Source organism: Photobacterium satsumensis, from assembly GCF_050336935.1.
Classification (GTDB): Bacteria; Pseudomonadota; Gammaproteobacteria; order Enterobacterales; family Vibrionaceae; genus Photobacterium; species Photobacterium satsumensis.
Window position 1 is genome coordinate 1,502,152 of sequence record NZ_JAKJSK010000006.1, and the last position, 23,025, is coordinate 1,525,176.

General features: G+C 50.0%; 7 protein-coding genes. 6 read left to right on the forward strand and 1 reads right to left on the reverse strand.

Annotation, left to right across the window (positions count from 1 at the left end; genetic code table 11):
* Nucleotides 1-244: 244 nt before the first annotated feature.
* Nucleotides 245-14,323: a retention module-containing protein gene (locus L4D79_RS06980; RefSeq protein WP_428649192.1), complete on the reverse strand. Its 14,079-nt coding sequence runs from the start codon at nt 14,321-14,323 to the stop codon at nt 245-247.
* Between the two features lie 277 nt (nt 14,324-14,600).
* On the opposite strand from L4D79_RS06980, the gene L4D79_RS06985 reads away from it, so the two are divergent.
* The 6 genes from L4D79_RS06985 to L4D79_RS07010 are packed head-to-tail and all read left to right on the forward strand — an operon-like array spanning nt 14,601 to nt 22,969.
* On the forward strand, nt 14,601-16,001 hold the full coding sequence (locus tag L4D79_RS06985; protein ID WP_428649195.1) for an HlyD family type I secretion periplasmic adaptor subunit: 1,401 nt from the start codon (nt 14,601-14,603) through the stop codon (nt 15,999-16,001).
* Between the two features lie 21 nt (nt 16,002-16,022).
* A complete protein-coding gene (locus L4D79_RS06990) occupies nt 16,023-17,360 on the forward strand; it encodes a TolC family outer membrane protein (protein WP_428649198.1) in 1,338 nt (445 codons plus the stop codon).
* Between the two features lie 8 nt (nt 17,361-17,368).
* Nucleotides 17,369-17,989 (forward strand): OmpA family protein, encoded by a 621-nt coding sequence (locus L4D79_RS06995; RefSeq protein ID WP_428649201.1) that lies wholly within the window; start codon nt 17,369-17,371, stop codon nt 17,987-17,989.
* A gap of 27 nt (nt 17,990-18,016) precedes the next feature.
* A complete protein-coding gene (locus L4D79_RS07000; protein ID WP_428649204.1) occupies nt 18,017-18,715 on the forward strand; it encodes a transglutaminase-like cysteine peptidase in 699 nt (232 codons plus the stop codon).
* A 17-nt stretch (nt 18,716-18,732) separates the two neighbouring features.
* Complete coding sequence (locus tag L4D79_RS07005; RefSeq protein ID WP_428649206.1) at nt 18,733-20,787, forward strand: bifunctional diguanylate cyclase/phosphodiesterase; 2,055 nt, start codon at nt 18,733-18,735, stop codon at nt 20,785-20,787.
* Entirely contained in the window at nt 20,768-22,969 is a 2,202-nt protein-coding gene (locus L4D79_RS07010) for a type I secretion system permease/ATPase (RefSeq protein WP_428649209.1), read from the forward strand. The genes L4D79_RS07005 and L4D79_RS07010 overlap by 20 nt, the downstream gene beginning before the upstream one ends.
* Nucleotides 22,970-23,025 lie beyond the last annotated feature (56 nt).

Sequence of the window (23,025 nt, forward strand, 5' to 3'; positions counted from 1 at the left end):
TAGCCCCAGCCGTGCTCTGCACCAAAACAGGATACCACTGAGTTAAATGAAGATAGAAATATTCAGGCGTAATTAGTTTTATTTCTAATAAATTACATTAGAGGTGAGATAATACGATGATGTCATTAATTGTCGAGTGTTCCCCCCCTTGGCATAAAGGTCGCTGACACTCAATAAAAAGCCTTCATGGATGAAGGCTTTACTACGTGATTCAAAACAACTCAATTAAGAAGTACCAAACAGATCAATCCACAATAAACACCCCATTGTTGAATAGCTCGTTAATGATTTCATTCGAGGTGGATCCCGTCCCTAGCCCTATTGCGGCGACATCGATATTTTCCACTGCGATATTTTGCTGTAAGGTTTCAGTCGCCGAGATGGCTAAGTTCACCGTATTCTCGGCATCGATATCAGCAACAATATTATTGAGCAAACGATCAAGCGCTTCCTCGCCGTTATCCGGTAAGATATCAGCAATATTGATCTGATCGAGATTGATTTCAAAGTCTTTTACCGTATCGGTAAACGGCGTCCCTGACGTCGAAACATCACCCGCCTGCCACGTGAAGACATCAGCGGCACCATCACCAGTGCCATTTAGATCGCCTCCCCAAAGCTCATCATTACCTGCGCCGCCAAACAGTTCATCACTGCCTCCTGCGCCAACCAAGATGTCGTCAGCCAAACCGCCGAACAAACGCTCATCGGCATCGCTACCGAGCACAAGGTTTTCGGCGTCGTTGTCCCCCGCGCCGACTTCATTACCGGTGTTGGCTAAGTCATCGATACGGACTCCAATCAACAGTTCGGTCGATTCGGCTTCACTGCCATCGATTTCTTGCGATATGCCGACTAAGGTCAAGCTGTTCGCGCCTTCGGGGAGATCTGCCACGAAGATATTATCAAGATCACTGCTTGCTACCCGCCAGCTACCATCACCGTTATCGGTACCAATTTCAGCCCCGGAGCTATCGACCAACCGCCCAGCTCCTAGGTTTCGCACTTCCAAAAACAAGGCTTCATCGGCATCAGCGGGGATCACCACCAGCCCGAGTAATGGGACCAATGTGTTCAAGGTGGCACGTGTATCTGCCAGTTGGGGCACCGTTAGCTCTAGTGTCGGTGGCTCAGGTTTAGGGGTAACGGTAACATTGATAGTGGTCGTTGCTTGCTGTGGTCCACCAGCGCCAACATTGCCGTTATCGTTGGCAACAACCGAAATCACATCATCACCTTTGAAATCAGGGTTAGCCTGATATGTGATCCCAGCGGCAAGTGCGATATTAATATCTGTAAGGCTACCCTCGAGCGTAACCACTTCTGTTCCGTTGTCCGTTATTGTGACACCAGCGGTTTCAACGGCCGTCAAGCCACCATTATTGGCCGTGACGGTGACTGTCATCACCCCACTACTACCCGCCTCATCAAAGTCGATATCAGAGACACGCAAGCCATTGAGCACAAGCGGTGAGTCTTCCTCTACAGTCTGGTCATCAATAATCGGCAATTCAGGGGCATCATTAATAGGATTTACCGTGATAGGGACGGTATCGGTATCTTGCAGTGGGCCGCCAGAACCGGTGTTACCCTGATCATCAGTGGTTATTTGCAAACTGTCATCACCATTGAAGTTGGCGTCAGGTTGATAGTTAACTCCTGAGGAGAGCAAGGTGTTGATATCGGTGATGGAGCCTTCAAGTGTCAACGTCTGGCTATTTTCGCCAGTGATAGTCAAACTCCCGACCGGCGAACCCACAGGCAGTGATAGCAGACCGTTTCCTACTTCAAGCACAACGGTCATTGTCCCTTCGCTGACTTCATCAACATCAACATCGGTGACTTGTAAACTGTTGATGAGCAGTAAAGTATCTTCATCGACTTCAAGCATATCGGGTACTTGGTTCACCGGGGCGTCATTGACCGCTTCGATGTCCAAATTAATTGTGACCAATTGGGCAATATCATCGGTTGCTACATCGGTTTGATCGACGGCACGAATTTCCAAGTCCAGCTGGCCATTCCAATTATCACTGTTGGCATCGCCGGGGATAAACACCAGGCAGTCCAAATCCGAGTTATCAACCGTGACCAACCAGACACCACTTCCCTGATCCGTTACCGTGCCTGTTACACCATCAGGCAAGGCGATTTGGCTCGAATCAGGTACATTACTGATTTGAATTTGCAGAGTTTCCGGGGGATTTTCTGACACGTTAGTTCCAGTGCCTGTATAGCTATCGCTGTCATCAAAGGCTTCGATGTTGAGGATAAGGTCGATATTGTCATCCTCGGTGCCTTCGCCCGTTGGAGTCACATCGATATCTACCCGGTCTGCAATGGGATTAACAACCACAGTAAAGGTCGCGGTATTCTCAACCGGTAATTCCAAACTGTCTTCTTTGGAGAACACCACAAGATCCAGCGCTACCGACCCGCTGAAATCTTTGGGTGGGATCAAACCAAGGCTGCTCAAATCGAAAGAGTCGCTACCCGGTGGCACAGCGACACTCCATTCCCCGCCACCATTGTTATCCGCGCCATCAATAATGAACCCTTCAGGTACGTTGACGATTTTTAGCGACACTATCGATTCAGAACCGTCTATATCGACGACATTCCCGCTGATCCCGGCAAAGCTAATCGACCCACTGTCTTCATCACCCTCCACCGGTGTTTCTATCCCGATAAAATTAATCTCATCGTTAACCGCAATTACTTCGAAACTAATGCTGCCATCGAAGTTAGCTGTATCGGTTTGAATCGCTGCTCCTGTGGTTTCGTCATATTCAGCCGTATCGACAATCGTCACCGTGACATCAAGCGACACATCACCGCTGAAGTCTTGTGGTGGAATGTAACGAACAGCGCTTAACTCACTACTACCAGTGATCGTCAAACTGGTAACCTGCTCGCCTGCGGCATTGAGCAAAAAACCACCGGAAGCGCCCACACTGATCACCGCTTGATCGATGGTTTCGAGACCTTCCAAGGTTGTGGTGCTGATATCGGCAACCGTAGCAGTTACGTCCAAAATGATGGTGCCATCCTCATAGGCAATATCTGGATAAATCACCTCCGACTCACCGTCTTCAATAGGCTGACGATCTGCATCCAGTCCTTGGGTTTCCACCACCGACACGCCAATATCTGGTACCCGCTCATTGTCACCGGTTTGTTCAGGCACATCGACGAGAGGGTCAATACGCACCGGAATGGTATCGGTAACTTCGTTGAAATCACCACTGGCGGTATCGGTATTGACGTATTTCACATCAAGCAAGAAGTCACCGGCAAAGTCCTGCGGAAGGCTCAAATTAATACCGGACAGATCAACACTGCCATCTCCCTGAACAGGCACTTTGATAACATACTCACCAGTGACAAAATTGAAATCCATGCCGGAGATTGTGGCTCCGTTTGGCAGGCTAGCGGCACTGATCACCAGGGAAAACTCATCATCTCCCTGATTCTCACCAACAGTACTGAGACTGACAATTTGGTTGAGGAAGGTCCCGAGTGTAACTGCTGTATCTTCTTCACCGGTGACGATAATACTGTCATCAACCACAATATCGGCTGCAAGCTGGTCGTTGAGTGCATTGTTTTGGAAGTCGATAGTCAGCGTGCTGTTAACGATTTCAACAGTGCTAGGGTCAACATCATCGCTCTGATCTTGCACCTCAGCAGCAATGGCGACAGTAACTGTGCCGATAAAATCTGCCGGGGCGAGGATCTGGATATCATCCAGGCTCCCCTGCGGTACCGTCCAACTGCCATCGCCGTTGTTAATACCGCCAATAACAACAAAATCGGCTTCGGGATCAGGGAAGGAGATCACAATAGACAAAATGATCTCATCACTGCTGGGATCGAGATCTTCAAACACGATCTGCCCATCTGAACCATCCCCGCCACCAAGATCCAAGCTGCCATCGTTCGAGACAATCGTATCGACAAAATCCGTGGAGCCCGCCGGGATCACGCCTATCTCAGCATCCGGCTCGACCACAGCCTGAATAATGACATTCAAGGTGCCGTTGACGACTTGAACATCGGTTGCTGGAGAATCTACATCTACTTCCGTAACAGTGACCTGCGTGTTAATAGCCGTTGCACCAGTAAGATTTAAATCAGAGTCTTCCGGAGCCAGCAATTGCAGCTGAGCCCCATTCAGTAACTGAGCCAACTGTGCTTCCGTCAAGGTAACTGAACCTGCCGCATCGACAGTCAATGCGGTAATCGTGCCGCCATCATTAATCTGCAAGCCATAATCGGGTTGGATATTATTGACCACCAATCCGGTGATTTGCTCTTTGCTGTCGGTCAATACCGGCTGCCAATTTAGATTAATCGGCTCATCTTCCAATCCATTACTTCGCCTTGTGTAATCCTCGGCATCGACCACGGGCTCGATATGAATAACGAGCTGGAATACGAACTCACCTTGGTCACCATCGTTTTCTGTCACCACAATATTGGCATCGAGCACAATATCTTCCGTGCTGTTCTCCGGAGGACGGATACTGATTGCCACGGGCTGATCGGGGTCACCAATATCCTCACCGGTCAACTTCACTTCATAACGAGGTAGGCCGTCGTCGTCAAAACCGACAAAAACCAGTGTTTGTTGATTGCCTTCAGCATCAAAAATCTGAGTGCCTTCAGGGATATTGGACACCACAAAGGTCAGGGTTTCAGATTCATCCAACGGCGCATTGGCAAACTCCCCTGAGACCAAGCTGAAATCAAGTACCGCATCGGTATCTTCATCAACCGTGGTTTCAATACCGGGTACTTCGCTACCGACAATCTCAGTCCAGTTACTGCCACCGAGTTCAAATTCAGGCTCGTCAACCACGCCGGTTAATGCCACTTCAATAAACTGCGCGGGTGTGACCAACACATCTTCAACAGTTTCTACCGTGCCGTCCTCAAGGGTAATATCGACCACATCTTTGACGACACCTTCCACTTTAATTTGGAAATCGACATTGCTTTCCGGTACTGGGATAAGCTCTACCTGATCCAGCTCTTCATAGAGAATTTCATACACGCCATCGCCATCTGGGGTCAGGACAGTCCCATTTTGTGACAACTGCGCACCATCAGGCAGTTCAGAAATACGCACAAACAAGGTTTCGACACCGAAGTCGTCATCAAGATCGTCCAGTTCAATCAGCTCGATAAGCGGAGCCAGAGCGATAGGGTCGTCTTCAAGCGATTCGACCCGGCTGACTTTAAGCTGGGCGTCATCGGCAACAGGCAGGACATTCACCAGAATTTCTTCGCTAATTTGCGCGGTTTCCGAGCCGGGAACAAAGTGCCCTAGCTCGGTACTTTGCGCAGTCAGGGTTAGGCGAATATCACCACTGAAATTATCGATAGGGTCAATTTCTATGATATCAATCGCCGAGATCGGCACCTCAAACACTCCCGGTTCGACCTCGAAGATCCCTTCGCCAATAATCTGGGCTTGCCCTTCGGTGATGGTAATAAAATACGCCAGCTCTTCAGAGCCGTCGGTATCTTGCAGCAGCGCTTGGAACGATTCGCTGAGGCTAATGTTGTCACCGTCCTCCACGCCATCGCCGTAATAAAACACGGCGGTTTCGGCAAACGCCGGTTGATCGGCAATGCCCAGCACACTGATAGATAATGTGCCGTCCTGCAGGGGCTGGTTTACCCCATCGTCAGTCACGACCTCGGCTGTCACGGTGAAATCCAGCAAGTTGTTTGGCTCAAACAAGGTCGAATAATCAGGCTCCGGTACGAAAGTTACACCTTGCAGCTCAAACACCCCATCGCCATCAGGATCGACAAAAGCAGCAGGGTCGATTTGGACTTGCCCTCCAGCAGGCACTATCTCGACACCGTTGAGGAAAAACTGGCCATGGGGATCGGAAGGAAGAATAATGAACACATCACCGATCTGTTCACCCCGATCCGCATCACCAATATCAATCGACATATTGATCGGGATCCCGGTGGTGGGATCACCCAAGGACTCGTCGGGGTTTCGCCCCTGATCTTCAACACCCTCTGACGGCTGTACCACCAAGGTCGGTTCTTCGTCAGTGATAGTAATTGTCAGGGTGCTCTGGCTAAGATCGCTATCGCCATCGGTCACTTCAAAATCAATATTGGCAACAATCGGCTCGGCACCATGGTCGAGATTTGGCAGAGAATTGAACAACACCTGCCCTTCGGCACTGATCAGTAATTGACCCAGTAACTGGCCGTCTTGGTTAACATCAAAACTGAAGAACCCCTGTGCATCCGGCGTCCCCGTTAGCTCTTGGCGCACGCCTTCAATAATGACCGCGGTTACTTCGGCATCATCGGCCCCTTCTTCCGGCACGGTGAGTACATCCAAAGTCTCTGTTGACTCCCCTTCCTCTATTGGTTGGAAGGCTGCATCTTGAGTTTGCGGGATATCATCTTCGATGGTTACCGCAAACGTCACGGCAGAGCTAGCGTCGCCATCTTGATCGACCGCGGTAGCTGAGAACTCAATCGTCAGCTCGGTATCGTTATCTGGCTGGATATGATCCAGTGCACCCAACAAGGTAAAGTTATAGCTATCATCGGCTGAGGTGCCGGTTGCGATAAACGCTAATACAAAGATCACCACACCGTTAACTTGGCCTTCATAGGTGTTGTTGGTGGTATTGAAAACCAAGGTGACCTGTTGCCCGCCAGCCGTTAGCGTGTCTGCATTCGCGGTATTGAACGCATCGACATCAACCTCGTAATTAACGATTTCATCGGAGCCGGAATCAAAGGTAATCGTCCCTGTTGCCGTCTGCCCATCGCCATCTGGATTTGAACCGGGGTGGAAATCCCCTCCCTCATCTATATCGCTTTCGAGCACGGTTACCGAGGCAATGGTTTCGATTTCCGGATCGGCCCCGTCAGTAATGGTGGTCGTGATAAGCGCAGGTGTTTCAAGAAAATCGCCATCGGTATCTTGTACTTGAATGGGCAAGTCAAACACAATGGTATCGTCTTGCTGGCGTACCAAGCCTGTATTGTCAGTGCCGTTATGGTCCAAGGGTTTAAGCTGGGTCACCGTGGTAGTGATATCAACCTGCTCACCATCGCTGTTTTGTGCAGCAGTGATCACTGTTGTCAGTACAGCCTCCCCGCCCGCCGAAAGCGTAAGGGTGCCTGTATTCACATCCCACACCGCGGTTGTCGGTAGTCCACCCGCGGTAATTTCGGACTCTAGCTCTGCCAGTAGCGTGGCAAGCTGGATCGAATCAAGATCAACCGTATCTGGATCTAACCGATCTACCCCGGAGGCAACTGTGATCGCGGCATCTCCTGAAACAGGATAACCCTGCTCGTTGTCAGGTTCACCCTGATCAGGCGTGAGATCCCCCTCAGTAAAGGCAATTTGTGCAGTGTTACCGCCAACAGGATCTGTCCCGTCTTCAATCGTTACAGTGATAGAACCTTGTGTTGTATCACTATCTCTATCTGTTACTTCTACCGCTAATTCCAACGTAGCGAGATCTGAATCATCAATTTGGTCTAGTGGCTGCAACTGAGTGACACTGTAACCCCCGTTGATATCAATCGAAATTTCCAGCACCACAATATTCGGGTCATCGGCCCTAACAACCGTAATTTGATTGCCTGTTACGGTAAATGTCAGCGCAAATCCATTGCTGGTCAGTGCTTCTAGAGCAGGTTGCACCGCAGAGAAAAGGACAGAGATAACATCGTCGCTACCTTGAATAACCTCGATGTTCGCAGTTCCCGATGAAATGCCGTCATCACCTTCATTAAGTGCCAGACCTGAGTCATTGCCAAAAGTAGGATCATCACCATCTTCGATATTGAGGGTAACAACACCGGTGTTGGTATCGCCGTCATCATCGGTAACCAGAACATTTAGCGGTAGTGAAATGTTGTCACCGTCAAGGTGGTCAAGGTTATTGTTAAGGGTCAGGGTATAATCACCAGACGGTGTCATTACCACTGTAAACACATTCTGTAGGTTGCCGTTGACATCGATGAAGGCGTTAAGGGTATTGCCATCCACAATTTCAAACTGCACCGGAAGGCCGTCGCTAAGCAAATTTGCGAAAGCAGGTTGGTCAGCCACAAAAGTAATCGATGCCACTTCATCACTACCGACATCAACGCCAACCTGACCCGGTATCGGTACGTTAAGATCAGCGGTTTCGTTGACCGTGATACTGCTGCCTTCGACCAGTTCAGGTATCGGCCCGTCAGTAATGGAAGCGATCGCTGTAACTTGGGTTACTAAGTTATCTCCATCAACATCTGTGGCCTGCAATGGCAGGTTCACCGTTATCAACTCACCACTGACCGACACAAACCCATCGCTGTTACCACCGACTGTGTGGTCCAGCGGGGCAGATTGCGTCACCGTCATAGTCAAATCGATATCCTGACCATTACCGGACTGCAACGGGGTGAACACTATCGTCAGCACCGGTGTGCCATCGCCTAGCGCACCAATTAATTCATTCGTGTTCGGGTCATAGCTAAATGTCAGGATCTCTCCGCCACCGGAAGTAAGCTCGCTATTAAGCTCTGCGATAATCGTAGCCAGTTGGTCAGGATCGATCTGCACGGATTCCGGCACCAAGCGATCAGAGCCTGCAACAATCACTTGAAGTTGCTGCTCGGTCAGCGGGTATTCGCTCGGAGCTTGGCTGGGTGGGGCGAGGTCCGGCTCGGTAAAATCGACCTCGATAGCCCCGCCACCAGCCGGATCATCACCATCAGTAATGGTAATGGCAATTTGCCCCGGGGCTTGGTCACCATCGTCATCGGTTATCACCACATCAAGCGGTATTATCAAGCTTTCACTATCAAGATGATCGAGTGTGCCACTCAGTGTGGCCTCGAACTCACCCTCAGTGTTGATAGTCACCAGCAAAATAATATTGCCAAGGGAGTCAACCAAGGTAATTTCGCTGCCAGCAGGCGTACCACCAACCTCCAAACTGACCGGGTTACCATCACTGGTGAAATTCAGGGCAGCTTGGGTATTGGCAAAAAATAAAGAGGCGATGTCGTCACTGCCTTTGTCGATGCTGATAGCCCCTTCGACGACCTGATTGGCATCACTGGTTTCGTTGAGGCTTACTCCAGCTCCGCTCCCTAAGGCCGGAAACTCACCATCCACAATAGTCACAGAAACACTGGCTGGTTGGGCTAAGTCATCACCATCAGTATCCGTTGCCATCAGTGGTAAGGTGAGAACGATTTCTTCGCCATTACTCGTGATATAGGGCGAGTCCACCGTCGTATCGAGATGATCGAGGGGTTGTAGCTGGGTGGTAATGACAGATACAACTAAATCGTCACCATTTACCGCCTGTACACTGTTAATCGCAGCGGTTAGCACCAAACTACCATCAGGTAACCGCGCCTCTAGTAGACCACTACCCTCATCAAATGTGACCGTCAGCAGCTCACCGGCTGAACTCAGCACTGATTGCAGATCAGCAATCACGTCTGCAAGTTGAGCTGGGTCTATGGATATAGAATCTGGATCGAGGCGGTCGGCTCCGGCCACAATATCCAATGTTGCTTCAACGCTTTCCGGGTAGTTATTAGGATCAAGATCCGGTTCAGTCATGGAGACAGAAACGCCCCCGCCACCCGCAGGATCTGACCCATCATTTAAGGTCAGGACAATTTGACTATCGTCAGTATCACCGTCGTCATCTGTTACTAGTACATTGATTACCAGCTGAAGTTGATTGCTATCCAAAGGCTGATCAAACGCGTCACTTTGTTCAACCGTATAACTGCCATCATTAGCGATGGTAACAGTAAGAATGGCTTCATTTTGGCTATTGAAAATCTGTAGCTGGCTCTGATCAACTTGGTAGCTAACTGGTTCGCCATTACTGGTAAAACCGGATATCAAATCCGAAAGCCCGGGAGTATCAACAAACACCACACTGGCTATCGCATCACTACCTACATCCAAAGCAATCGCGCCAGTTGCCGTATTCACCTGATCCGGAGGGGTATTGTCAGGGTCACTAATATCAGCGCCTGAATCAGCACCAAAAGCGGGTATATCACCATCTGAAATGTCAGCTGTAGCAATAACTGGAGTCACAAAGTTATCGCCATCAACATCCTCGGCCTGCAATGGCAAGGTTATCGATATCAAGGTCCCACTGATGGATACAAACCCATTATTGTTACCATTGATATTGTGGTCTAACGGGGCCAGCTGGGTCACTGTCATCGTTAAGTCGATACCCTGTCCATCAGCTGCCTGCACTGAGGTAAACTCAATAGTCAGCACTGTGGTGCCATCTGCTAAGCTCCCCACGATCTCATTGGTAGCTAGGTCATAATTAAATGTCAGCGCCTCTCCGCCACCAGAGGTCAATTCACTATTGAGCTCAGCTAAAATCGCAGCTAATTGGCTAGGATCTATCTGCACAGATCCCGGTACCAAGCGATCAGATCCTGCAGCTATGGTTACAGATTGTTGTTGAGTCTCAGGGTAGTTATTGGGGTCTAGATCCGGCTCGATAATAGCAACCGCTATTTCATCCCCGCCATCAGGATCGACACCATCGGTAATGGTAATGCTAATCTGACCGGAGACCTGATCATCGTCCTCATCAGTGATTACCACATCAAGCGGTATGAGCAAACTGTCACTACCGATATGATCCAACGTCCCACTGAGTGTTGCTTCAAACGTCCCATCATTATTGATAGTCACCAACAAGATGGTATTACCCAGCAAATCAACCAAGGTAATTTCACTACCAACCGGCGTCCCGCCAACCACCAAGCTCACTGGATTGCCATCACTGGTGAAATTCAGCACCGCTTGGGTATCAGCAAACAGCAGTGAGGCAACTTCATCACTGCCGACATCAATCCCTATCGCCCCGCTGACCACTTGATTGGCATTATCCGTTTCATTGAGGCTAATACCGACCCCTTGTTCCAATTCAGGATCATTACCATCCGTGATGGTTGCGGTTAACACTGCTGGGTTTTCAAGGAAATCCCCATCGGTATCTTGTAACTGAATAGGTAGGTCAAACACAATGGAATCGTTTTGCTGGCGAACCAAGCCAGTATTGTCGGTACCATTATGATCCAAGGGCTTAAACTGGGTCACTTCAGTAATGATATCAACCTGTTCACCATCACTGTTCTGAACAGCGGTTAACACTGCCGTCAGTACGATCTCTCCACCTGCGGTAAGGGTCAACTCACCGGTATTTTCATCCCAATTGGCTATTACCGCTAAGCCGCCAGCGGTAACTTCATCCTGCAACTCACTCAATAGTGAAGCCAGTTGATTTGCGTCCAATTCAAAGCTATCTGGGTCAAGACGATCCACGCCTGCAGGAATGGTTAAAGTGTGAGTACCAGATACCGGATAGCCTTCCTCACTCTGTTCAGGGGTTAAATCACCTTCAGTAAAAATAATATTACCCGCATTTCCCCCGGCAGGGTCAGTACCGTCTTCAATCGTAATAGTGATGGTACTTTGCGCGACATCCCCATCCCGATCTGTCGCTACGACACCTAAGATGAATGTATTGAGATCGGAGGCATCTATCTGATCCAGTGGCTGGAGTTGGGATACGCTGTAGCTGCCATCAATGCCGATACTCACCTCAAGGACAACAATACTGGGGTCATCGGATCTAACGAGGGTAATTTGGTTACCGATAACGGCTGGTGTCAGGGCAAAACCGTTACTGGTTAGCCCGGTTAAAGTCGGTTGGTCTGTAGCGAACACCACGGAGACCACATCATCACTCCCTGTAATGACTTCAATATTACCCGTTCCAGAAGTAATCCCCTGCTCGCCTTCGTTGAGCGCTAATCCAGTATCACCACCAAATTCAGGATCGTCACCATCTCTGATGGTCAAAGAAATGGTGCCGGTGTTGGTATCACCATCGTCATCGATAACCATAACACCCAGAGGCAAGGTGATTTCATCGCTGTCGATATGGTCTAGGTTATTGTTGAGCGTAAATGTGTATTCACCCGTCGGCGTCATTACAACAGTAAATACAGGCTCCCTTATTCCATTCACGTCGATATAAGCATTGATGGTATTGCCGCCAACGACATCGAATTGCACAGGTTGGCCATCGCTGAATAAATTATTAAAACCGGGCTGATCCGGAATAAAATTAATCGCCGCAATCTCATCACTACCAACATCAACACCTATTTGACTGCCTATCGGAACATTAAGATCTGCCGACTCATTTATATCTATACCATTATCTTCCAGTAATACCGGTATATTCCCATCAATAATGGTGGTCGTTAATATCGCAGCTGTATCAAGGAAATCACCATCTGTATCATTGGCTTGGATAGGCACTATCACGGCAATCTGTTCGCCGTTGACAGAGACAAAGCCGTCACTGTTTCCGCTGGAGAGGTGATCGAGCGGCAGCAATTGAACTAACTCGGCAGTAATCGTGATCCCTAGCCCATCGGCGCTTTGGACCGAGGTCAATGTCAAGGTAACGGCAACCTCGCCATTAGGTTTCACACCCGTCAATACATCGGTTGCATCGTCATAACTAAAGGTAAGCTCATCGCCGCCTGAGCTAAGCTCCCGATTCAATTCGCTGATAAGCTCTGCCAATACCAACTCATCAATAGTGACCGTATCGGGATCCAAACGGTCGACACCCGGTTTCAGTTCAATGGTATCTTGTCCACTTCCTGGATAATCATTGGGTTGCAAGTCGGGCTCGACAAAGGTGATCTCGCCGGTTTCACCTCCCGGTGGGCTATTACCATCTATCGTTACCAACACCACCAAACCATCAGTACTATCACCATCGAAGTCAGTCGCTGTTACTGCCAACTCAAACACCAACTCCGCTCTGTTCAGCTGATCCAACGGCTGCATCAGATTCACAACATAAGTGCCATCGGTGTCGATTGAAATAGTCAGTACCAACTCTCCCCTGCTATCCACTAACTCAAGCTGGCCAGCATTTATCGAGACGGTAGTTTCAAAGCCATTACTGGTTAACCCTTCCAGATCAGGCTGGTCCGGGTCAAACACCAAAGTACTTATTTCATCACTGCCGACATCTAAAGGGACCTTCCCAGTAAGATCAACGCCTAAAGAGTCGGCCTCATCAATAACGGTGCCTTCATCGATACCAAATAGCGGGTTGTCACCATCGAGAATAGCTGCGCTTACCTGCAACGGCACATCAAGCGGATTGCCGGCCAAGTCAGCACCTTGCAAAGGCAACTGCACCGTCAGCACATCATCAATATTGGTGATCCGGCCGCCACTAGTAGTGTCAGGTATATGGTCTATCGGCCGCTCGAGCAACGTGGTGACAGTAACGGTGGCATCCCTTCCACCCGTTTCCGCCGATACCTGAAAGGTCACCACTGGGCTGCCATTGCTCACCCCAATAATCGAATTACTGGAAGGGTCAAAACTGAAAACAACGGGCTGTCCGCTGGAGGTTACCTCGGCACTAAGCTCTGCAAGCAAATCTGCCAGCTGTGCGGGATCGAACGTAAACGAATCAGGATCCAGCGGCAGCGAGCCAGCACTCACTATCACTTGGGTAGAAGCCTCAGAAGGATAGGTATTCGGTGCAAAGTCAGCTTCGGTTAACTGCATTGCACCGGTTTCGCCACCAGCAGCAGCGAATAATGGTGGGGTATCATCGTCAGCAGCAATATCCCCACGCTCAAACTGGGTGTCAAAACCGGCCTCGGCCAAGGTCGAATCGCCGTCATAGTTGATAACAACAAAGCCCCCATTTGCCGTTTCGCCACTGGAGCCTGAAGGGCTAGCGGGCGAACCCGCTGCTGGCGGTGCCAAAATATCTGTTGGATCAGCCCCGGCTAGAATTTGCTCCTGTATGGCTGCCAGTTCTTGCTCGCTTAACCCTAACTGGGCAAAGGATGCCTCATCCGAAAATTGTCCCAGCGGTTGGATAACCAAACTTTCAGGGAAGACTTCTAAACTGTCATTTGTATCACTAGAAAGAGCGGTATAACTAGAAGGCGCAATCAGCACACAGGTCGGACAGGGCCAGTCAACCAAAACCGGTTCACCATTTTTCATGACCACGTACTTCGCATTGCTATCTGCTAAAAGCATCTGGCCGGATGCAACCTTAACCGTTTCGCCGGCACCAACAGCCTGGGTTGCTCCGTCGGGCTGAACGACATACACCTCTCCCTGATTCACCGTCACTTCAGTGTTTTCAGCAACTTCTTCCCCACTGGGTTCCAAACGATTTGATGATGCATTGAGTGAAGTATTTGTCGACGATGAATCAGCCATACACACTACTCTTGACTGTCAGATAAGAAATAAACTCCTTTCAAGTCTAGTCTCGTATTTGAGCCACCCAGCACAAACCCTAAACGGATCTCAGGTTTTAGAATTCCCAAACTCGCAACGCCAGTACATCGGGCCGTGCTCTATTATTTTGAGCAGGTGTCTGCTCTTAAAAAATCACTAAAAACAAACTGTGAGCAGGTAAACGATTGTTTTCGTTACCACTATATGGACGTGAGTTGGCTAACGTGTCTTTCAGTACGAGGTTAAGTACGAAGGCATGACAAATAAAGAACAGCGAATCAAACCACAGCATCTCGACTATGTTCGAGAGTCCCACTATGCCTATTTGCTTGAGGCATCGGGCCGATCACGCTTGCTGCTATGGCTTGTCGCACTGTTTTTTATCTCTGCAATCGTCTGGGCTGCTTATGCCCCCATAGAACAAGTCACCCGCGGTGAAGGTAAGGTGATCCCTTCTTCACAACGGCAAATTGTGCAAAACCTTGAAGGTGGTATTGTCGAGGCCATTTTGGTGCGCGAAGGGGAACAAGTCACCATCGGCCAACCCCTCATCCAACTTGATGACACCCGTTTCAAAGCAGATTTCGAAGAAAAGAATCAGGACTTACTGGGCATCAAAGCCGACAGTATCCGCCTGAATGCGTTGTTAAACAGCATCACCACCCTATCCCCCGACAAATCACCCAGCACACTGTGGCGTCAATCCGTTACCGTCTCAGCTGCTAACCTCGATTTCCCAGAACACTTTCACCAGCAAAACGCTGGTTTGGTGAAAAGACAGCAAAACGAGTACCGAGATCAACTGGCCAGCTTAGATAATCAATTAACCCTGATGGCCCAGCAAATTCAGCAAAAAAGCCGAGAGTTAGAAGAAGCGAGAGCAAGGTTAAAAAACCAAAAACAGAGCTATTACCTGACCAGTGAAGAATACCGGATCACCAAACCACTGGCCGATGAAGGCGTCGTCCCCAAGGTTGAACTGCTTAAGCTACAACGGCAGGTCAATGAAACCCGCCGCGACATGACCTCGACGGAATTGCAAATCCCGGCAATGAAAGCAGCCTTGAACGAGGCAATTTTCAAACGACTCGATATTGCCCTCAATTTCCGCTCTGATATTCAATCGGAACTCAATCAGACCTCCGACAAACTTGATGCCCTGAGTCAGTCTCACCTTGGCTTACAGGACAAGGTTGTACGCACTCTCGTCATTTCGCCCGTCAATGGCACGGTACAGAAAATCCATATCAACACCCTCGGCGGCGTTATCCAACCCGGCATGGATCTTATTGAGGTGATCCCCAGCGAAGACAGCTTATTGGTCGAGGCACAAATATCGCCCAAGGACATCGGCTTTCTCAGGCCGGGGTTAACCGCGGTGGTGAAGTTTACCGCCTACGACTTCACCCAGTATGGCGGCCTGAGTGGCACGTTAGAACATATCAGCGCCGATACCCAGCTTGATGAAGAGGGGCATAGTTATTATCAAATCCGGATCCGAACGGATGAAACGGAATTTACCGATCCGGCAGGTAACCGGCTGCCCATCATTCCGGGAATGAATGCGGTAGCCGATATTATTACGGGCGAGAAAACCGTCTTGCAGTATTTACTCAACCCAGTGCTGAAAGCACAGCAAACAGCACTCAGAGAGTGATTATTTTAGGGGCTGCTTTCCATGATGCATTTACACAAACGCTGCTTACAACCTCTCATCCAGCGCAGGATAAAGCTCACGCTGATCGCAACTCTGCTCTATTGCCCTTTGGTGATGGGCCAATCGCTAGAGCAGGCTGTCGCTGACACTTTGGCGACCAATCCGGAAATCAAACGGGCTTACAACGAGTTTATGAGCCGCAACCAATCCACCCGCTCTTCTGTTGGCGATTACTTACCCTCGATTGATCTAGAGGCCAGCGCTGGGTACGAGGATTACGACAACACCACCAACAGCACCGGAGATTATGAACCACTCGATGCGAGCATCAGCTTGCGCCAACTTATCTGGGATGGTTCTATCACCTACCATGATATCCAGCGCAACAAAGCGGAAGCCGAAGCACAGCGCTACCAGCTTCTGGCTGATGCCCAAGACAAAGCCCTTCGGGTCACTGAGATTTATCTCGACACTCTTGAAGCCCAGGAAGTCTTGGCGTTATCGCAAACGAACTTCACCGTCCACCAGCGCATCTTTACCGATATCAAAAAGCGGACCGATTCTGGCATTGGCTCAACGGCTGACTTGGCCCAAATAGAAGGCCGCCTTGCCCGCTCACGCTCCAACCTGATTGCGGCCGAGAACAACCTGCAGGATAAGATCACCGAGTTCTACCGCGAAGTCGGCAGCGCACCGGTAAACTTGGAAAAACCCGAAGTCGACCAAAACTATATCCCCACCTCACTTGAAAGTGCGATCAGTGAAGCCAAAGACAGCAACCCAGTGTTATTTGTGGCTAATAATGATATCGATGCCGCGAATTACCAATACAAACAGGCCAAAGGGGATTTTTACCCCACATTTTCTATCGAAGCATCGCAAGAGTGGGGGGAAGACTTGGATGGCACCCCGGGCCACACTGATGAATTCAAAGCCATGCTAAAGATGGAATACAACCTGTACAACGGCGGTTCGGATTTGGCCGAGAGCCGCCGCGCCGCCTATCAGCTGAGCCAGTCGAAGGATGTACGAGACCGCGCATACCGTTTACTGGAAGAAAGCACCCGGCTTGCATGGAGTGGAATGGAGCTGGCATTAAATCAAATCCTCTACCTGCAACAGCATGTCGATGCCTCGGCCCGCACAGTTATCGCCTATGAAAAGCAATTTAGAATCGGCAAACGTACCCTGCTGGATGTTCTCAACACCGAAAATGAGCTATTTGAAGCGAGGAAGGCGTACCTTGACGCCCATTATGCCGGCATCCTTGCCAAATACCGGGTCCTGAACTCAACCGGGCAATTACTGGAAGAGATGCGGATTGATGTACCTAACCAGTGGTCGGAATCAGTACGCTAGGGGGAACCATGAAAAGAGTCTGCACCAAACCACTGCTGTGGTTACCGTTCGCCAGCCTGCTTGCCCTTCTCGCTTTATCGGGGTGCTCAACAGAGGCCGAAGCGCCCCCGATCGCCGACCAATCACGGGACTTGCTAGATGCTGATGGTGATGGCGTGATCAACGCCCGTGATAAATGCCCAGGCACCCCTCACTCGGCCATTGTCGATAACGACGGCTGCCCCACTTTTGTCGAGCGTTCCGAATCGAATGACTTGCATATCTTGTTTGCCAATGACTCCACCGTAATACCTGATGAGTTCTCCCCCCAAATCAAGAAAATGGCTGATTTTCTGGCCACCTACGCAGAGGCAAGGATCGAGCTCAAAGGCTACGCCAGCCCAGTGGGGGCTTCAGAATACAACCTCGGCTTGTCAAAGCGCCGTGCCAAAGTGGTCCGCCAACAGCTCATCGACTACGGGGTCAGCCCAAACCGGATAAAAACCCTTGGTTTTGGTGACAGTGAACCGGTTACGGCTAGCTCGAAAGAACAGTCCAACGCATTAAGCCGGCGTGTCACCGCTCGGGTTCGGGGAGAAAAAGGGAACGTATTGGAAGAGTGGACCATTTTTTCGCTACGCGCCGACTAACCGCCAATGACGATGAAGGAGATTCGGATGCTATTGATCTCGCTATTGCTCAGCAGTGGTTGGTTTAACCCGTCAGAGGTTGCAGCCGAGCAGGCCCATTCCGGCTCCCTACCGTTAAGTACTGAAGAACAAGAGATTGTGAAACGCATCGAACGCAGTTACAGCAAACAAGCGGCGATGAGGGTGACGGCTTGGCGACAATTGTTAAAGGCATCTAGCCAACAAGACGAACTTGTACAGCTGAAACAGATCAATGATTTTTTCAACCAGCTACAGTTTCTCGATGATATCGATGTTTGGGGAAAGGAAGACTATTGGGCTACGCCGCTGGAGTTTTTAGGTGCCGGGGCTGGTGACTGCGAGGAGTTCAGTATCGCTAAGTACCTTTCTTTGCGCGAACTCGGGGTGGAAGATGAGAAGCTGCGCCTGATATATGTCAAGGCACTTACCCTGAACCAATTCCATATGGTATTGGCCTACTACCCAACCCCTAGCGCTGTTCCTTTGCTGCTCGATAACCTGAGCCCAGACATTTTACAAGCTAGCCAACGGCCCGATCTCCAGCCTATTTATAGCTTTAACGGTAGCAAGCTATGGCTGATGAAACAGCGGGGGCAAGGTCAACTTGTCGGTGACGCCAGCCGAATCAAACACTGGCAGTCCTTGCAGCAGCGAGTACAGCACTATCAATTTGCCAAGCCCGTTCTGTGGCTGGATAGCGAGTAGGAGGCAATGAATTAACTATGTCACTCTATCGCCAATTGTTTATAGGGCTGAGCTTGTTGTTCTTGTTGCTGCTAACAGGCATAGCCTTCAGCCAATTCACCACCACACGTAGCTATCTGGTTGAACAACAAACCATCGAAATAGACAACGCTATCCATGCTGTCGGATTGGCTATTTCCCCCTACGTTAAGCAAGACGATACTGTCGCTATCGAGTCAGTGATAAACGCGATGTTCGACGGTAGCCTGTACCAAAAAGTCACCCTACAGCTGCTGGAAGACAACACCCTTATTGAACGAGCCTACCCCGCCCAGCCAAGCGATGTCCCGCACTGGTTTAGGCAATGGGTCAAGATTCCTCCCGTCACCCGGCAGAATACCCTGACCAGTGGCTGGCTTCAGTATGGAAAAATCTCGGTAACCAGCTCGCCGACACTGGCCTACAGCAAACTATGGCAAAGCGGCTGGCAGCTACTCACGACCTTCATCGTTGGCTTCGTTATTGGCGTCTTGGTGCTGAAGCTGTTGCTTGATCATTTTGTCAAAAAGCCACTGAGGCAATTTCAGCAAAAAGCCCACGCCATTGCCGATAAACACTTTGGTCAGCCGCTCCCTATGCCATCAACCAAGGAGTTTGTGCCCCTGACCCACGCCTTCAACCAAATGTCAGCCAAAATAGAGCAGCACTTCAATCAGCAAGCCCAAGAAGCTGACCTATTACGAAAAAGGGCTTATCAAGACCCTGAATCCGGACTCAACAACCGAAGACGGCTGTTACTCCATATGGAAGATTGGCTAGAGCAAGATTCGGCAGGGGCTATCGTCATTGTCAAATTAGAAGCAATCAGCCGGTTACGGGGCAAGAAAGAGTACCAACGGGCAGCCCTGTTGGCGGAAAAGGTGGGCCACCACTTAAGAAATCAGGCTTCAATATCAGAAAAGCTGGGACGGTTAAGCCACAGTGAGTTTGTTATCATCCGGCCAGAACATACAGTCGCCACCGACCAAGAGCAAAGCACCAGTGCCATGCTGACGCTGCTTGATCAGCTTAGTCACATCCAAGCCAGTTGCTCTCCAGAAAGCCACCAACCTGTCTATGGCGGTATGATTATCAGACACATCCCAAGCTCCCTTGGTGTATCCGCGCTGCTGGCACAGTGTGATAACGTGTTGTCCAAAGCCCAGCACAGCCCCCATCGATTTGCAGCTATTTACCATCAAAATGGTCAGCTACAACAAAGTGAAGCCCAAGAGGATAGAAAACAGCTAAGCCCTCAGCGACAAAGGAAACAGCAAGAACTGCATGAGCGACAAATGTATCAACCCGAGCATCTACTGTGGGGAAAACAACAATGGCTGGAGCTGTGCCAATCCGCCATTGAGAATGACAATATTACCCTGTCCTTCCAAATGGTCAGGGACAGCCAGCATCACCCTGTTCACCAAGAAGTCTTTGCCATACTCAAGCACCACGAGCATTGCTATTCTGCCCATCTGTTTATTCCGGCATTGAATGCCTTGAAGCAGACCACAGAATTAGATCGCCATATTATCCGAAAAGCCATTCATTACCTGTCTCTACACCAGACCTTTCTGGCCATCAACATCGCCCCGACCTCCGTGGCCGATACCGGGTTTATCCAATGGCTAGATAGCTTATTGGCAGAGCATCCCGTTGTCAGCCAACAGCTCATCTTCGAGCTGCCAGAAGTCGCTTTTCTCGAAGACAGTGCACAAGCCCGGTTACTCTGTATGGTTCTCGACAAGCACCATTTTACTTATGGCATTGACCATTTCGGCCATCACTTCGACTCCGTGAGCTATTTGCGTCAATTTCAGCCCCAGTATGTCAAAATCGACACCGATTTTACCCGACAGCCAATCGATGATGTCCAGCAAGATGCCCTACGCGCACTGCTCCAAACAGCCCGTCACCGCGATATCAAAACCATTGCCACCCGAGTCGAACACCAGCCTCAATATCAAGCGCTAAAAACGTTGGGCATTGAAGGTTTTCAAGGGCACTACATCACCAACCAGAAGGAGGCCAACCATGGCAGATCCTCTTCTTAGTGCCCTCCACTACCTGTGCCAGCATTACGGCCACCCCCACTCGGTGAAAAGCTTGTTGGAAGGGCTTCCTTTGCAAGATGGTCAGCTGTCACCACATTTACTGCCAAGAGCGGCTAGCAATGCGGGTTTCCAAGCCGAGGAAGCGACGCTTAGCCTGCCCCAGCTCTCCCCGCTTCTGTTACCGGTAATTGCCTTGCTCGACAGTAATCGTGCCTGTGTACTGCTCGATATTGATCAGGAAAAGCAACGGGCTGAAATTGCCCTTCCCTGTGCGTCAGCCAAGAAGAATACCGCTCAGGACACCGAAACAGCAGAAATTGAAAGCACGGCAACGGATAAAAGCTGGGTCAGCTTCGATGAGCTGGAGCAACAGTTTCTCAACCGGGTATTTTTGCTGAAGCTTCCCTTTCAATTCGATGCCAGAAGCGAACAAGCAACAAGCTATGCCAATGTGCACTCCAGCAAAACCTCAGACCATATCCCTCCGCACAGCACATCTGGTGCTAGCCAGGCATGGTTCTGGCAAACACTGTGGCAATCCAAACCCCTGTACCGTGACGTGCTTATCGCCTCCGCCTTACTCAACGTTTTTGCGTTGGCTATTCCGCTATTTACCCGGCTGATTTATGACAAGGTGGTCCCCAATCAGGCTTTTGATACCTTATGGGTGCTCACCAGCGGTATGGTGATTATTTTTAGCTTTGATGTGCTGCTGAAATACCTGCGTAGCTATTTTATTGATATCGCCAGCAAGAAGTCGGACATTCTGCTATCTGCTGATATTTACCGTAAGGTCATGGGGCTAAAGCTCGCCGCCCGGCCACCATCCGTCGGCGCATTCACCCGCCACTTGCAGGAGTTTGAGTCGGTCAGGGAGTTTTTCACCTCAGCAACGATCACTTCCTTGATTGATCTCCCCTTTGCATTGCTCTTTTTATTGGTGATCTATGCCATTGCCGGGCCACTGGTGGTTATTCCCATCATTGCCATCACCCTGTTGGCACTCTACAGCTTACTGGTGCAGCGGCCACTGAGAAAAGCGATTGAGGAAGGCTCGCAGCTCGCTGCACAAAAGCATGCCAACTTGGTCGAAAGTGTCGCAGGGCTTGAAACGGTCAAGCTGTTTAACAGCCAACCCCAATACCAATACCGTTGGGAACAAGCCGTCGCCCATATGGCTAACTGGGGCGTCAAATCTCGTCGCCTGACCGACTCGGTACATAATCTGGCAGGCCTCAGCCAGCAGTGTGTATCGGTGGGAGTGATTATCTTCGGGGTATACTTGATTGCGGCAGGCCAATTAACCGTCGGGGGGCTGATTGCCGTCTCCATGCTGACCAGCCGGGCTATCGGACCTATGGTCCAGCTATCACAACTGTCCACCCGTTATCACCAGGCCAAGTCAGCCATTGCTATTTTGAGTGATATTATGGCGATGCCGGATGAAATTCGGCCAAACCAACAAACAGATCATACCCAACCTTTAAGCGGCAATATCAAGTGTGACAACCTCACGTTTAGTTACCCAAATGCCGAGACGCCCGCACTGAAGTCCGTTTCCCTCACCATAAAATCCGGCGAGAAAGTGGCGATTATCGGAAAAGTTGGCTCGGGGAAAACCACTCTCCAACGGCTGTTGATGGGGCTGTACCAACCCAGCTCGGGAGCTATCCGCTTTGATAATACCGATATCAATCAATATCACCCCCATACGCTGCGCCAGCAAATTGGCTGCGTGCCTCAAGACAATGCCCTGTTTTTCGGTTCGATTCGCGACAACATAACCCTCGGATCGCCGCAGGCTAGCGACGATGACATCGAGCAAGCCTGCCTTCAAGCCGGTGTTCACTTTTTTACCCAACAGGAGCCTTCAGGCATCAACCGCCAAGTAGGAGAAGGCGGGCAATATTTATCCGGTGGGCAAAAACAAGCAATCACTATTGCCCGGGCACTGCTCAACCAACCTAAGCTACTGGTCTTTGATGAACCCACAAGCCAAATGGACAACCGCTCAGAGCAACACCTCAAGCAAACTCTACAGTCATTGGATGACCAAGATACTCTGATTTTGTTTACCCACAAAACCAGCATGCTGGAGTGCATTGATCGACTGATTGTTCTGGATCAGGGCCATGTGATTGCCGATGGGGAAAAAGAAAGCGTCTTACAACAACTGAAATAAAGCCGTTCTAGGAGCCCAAGTTTTCCGTGGTTGGCTATCTTTGTCATATAACCTTA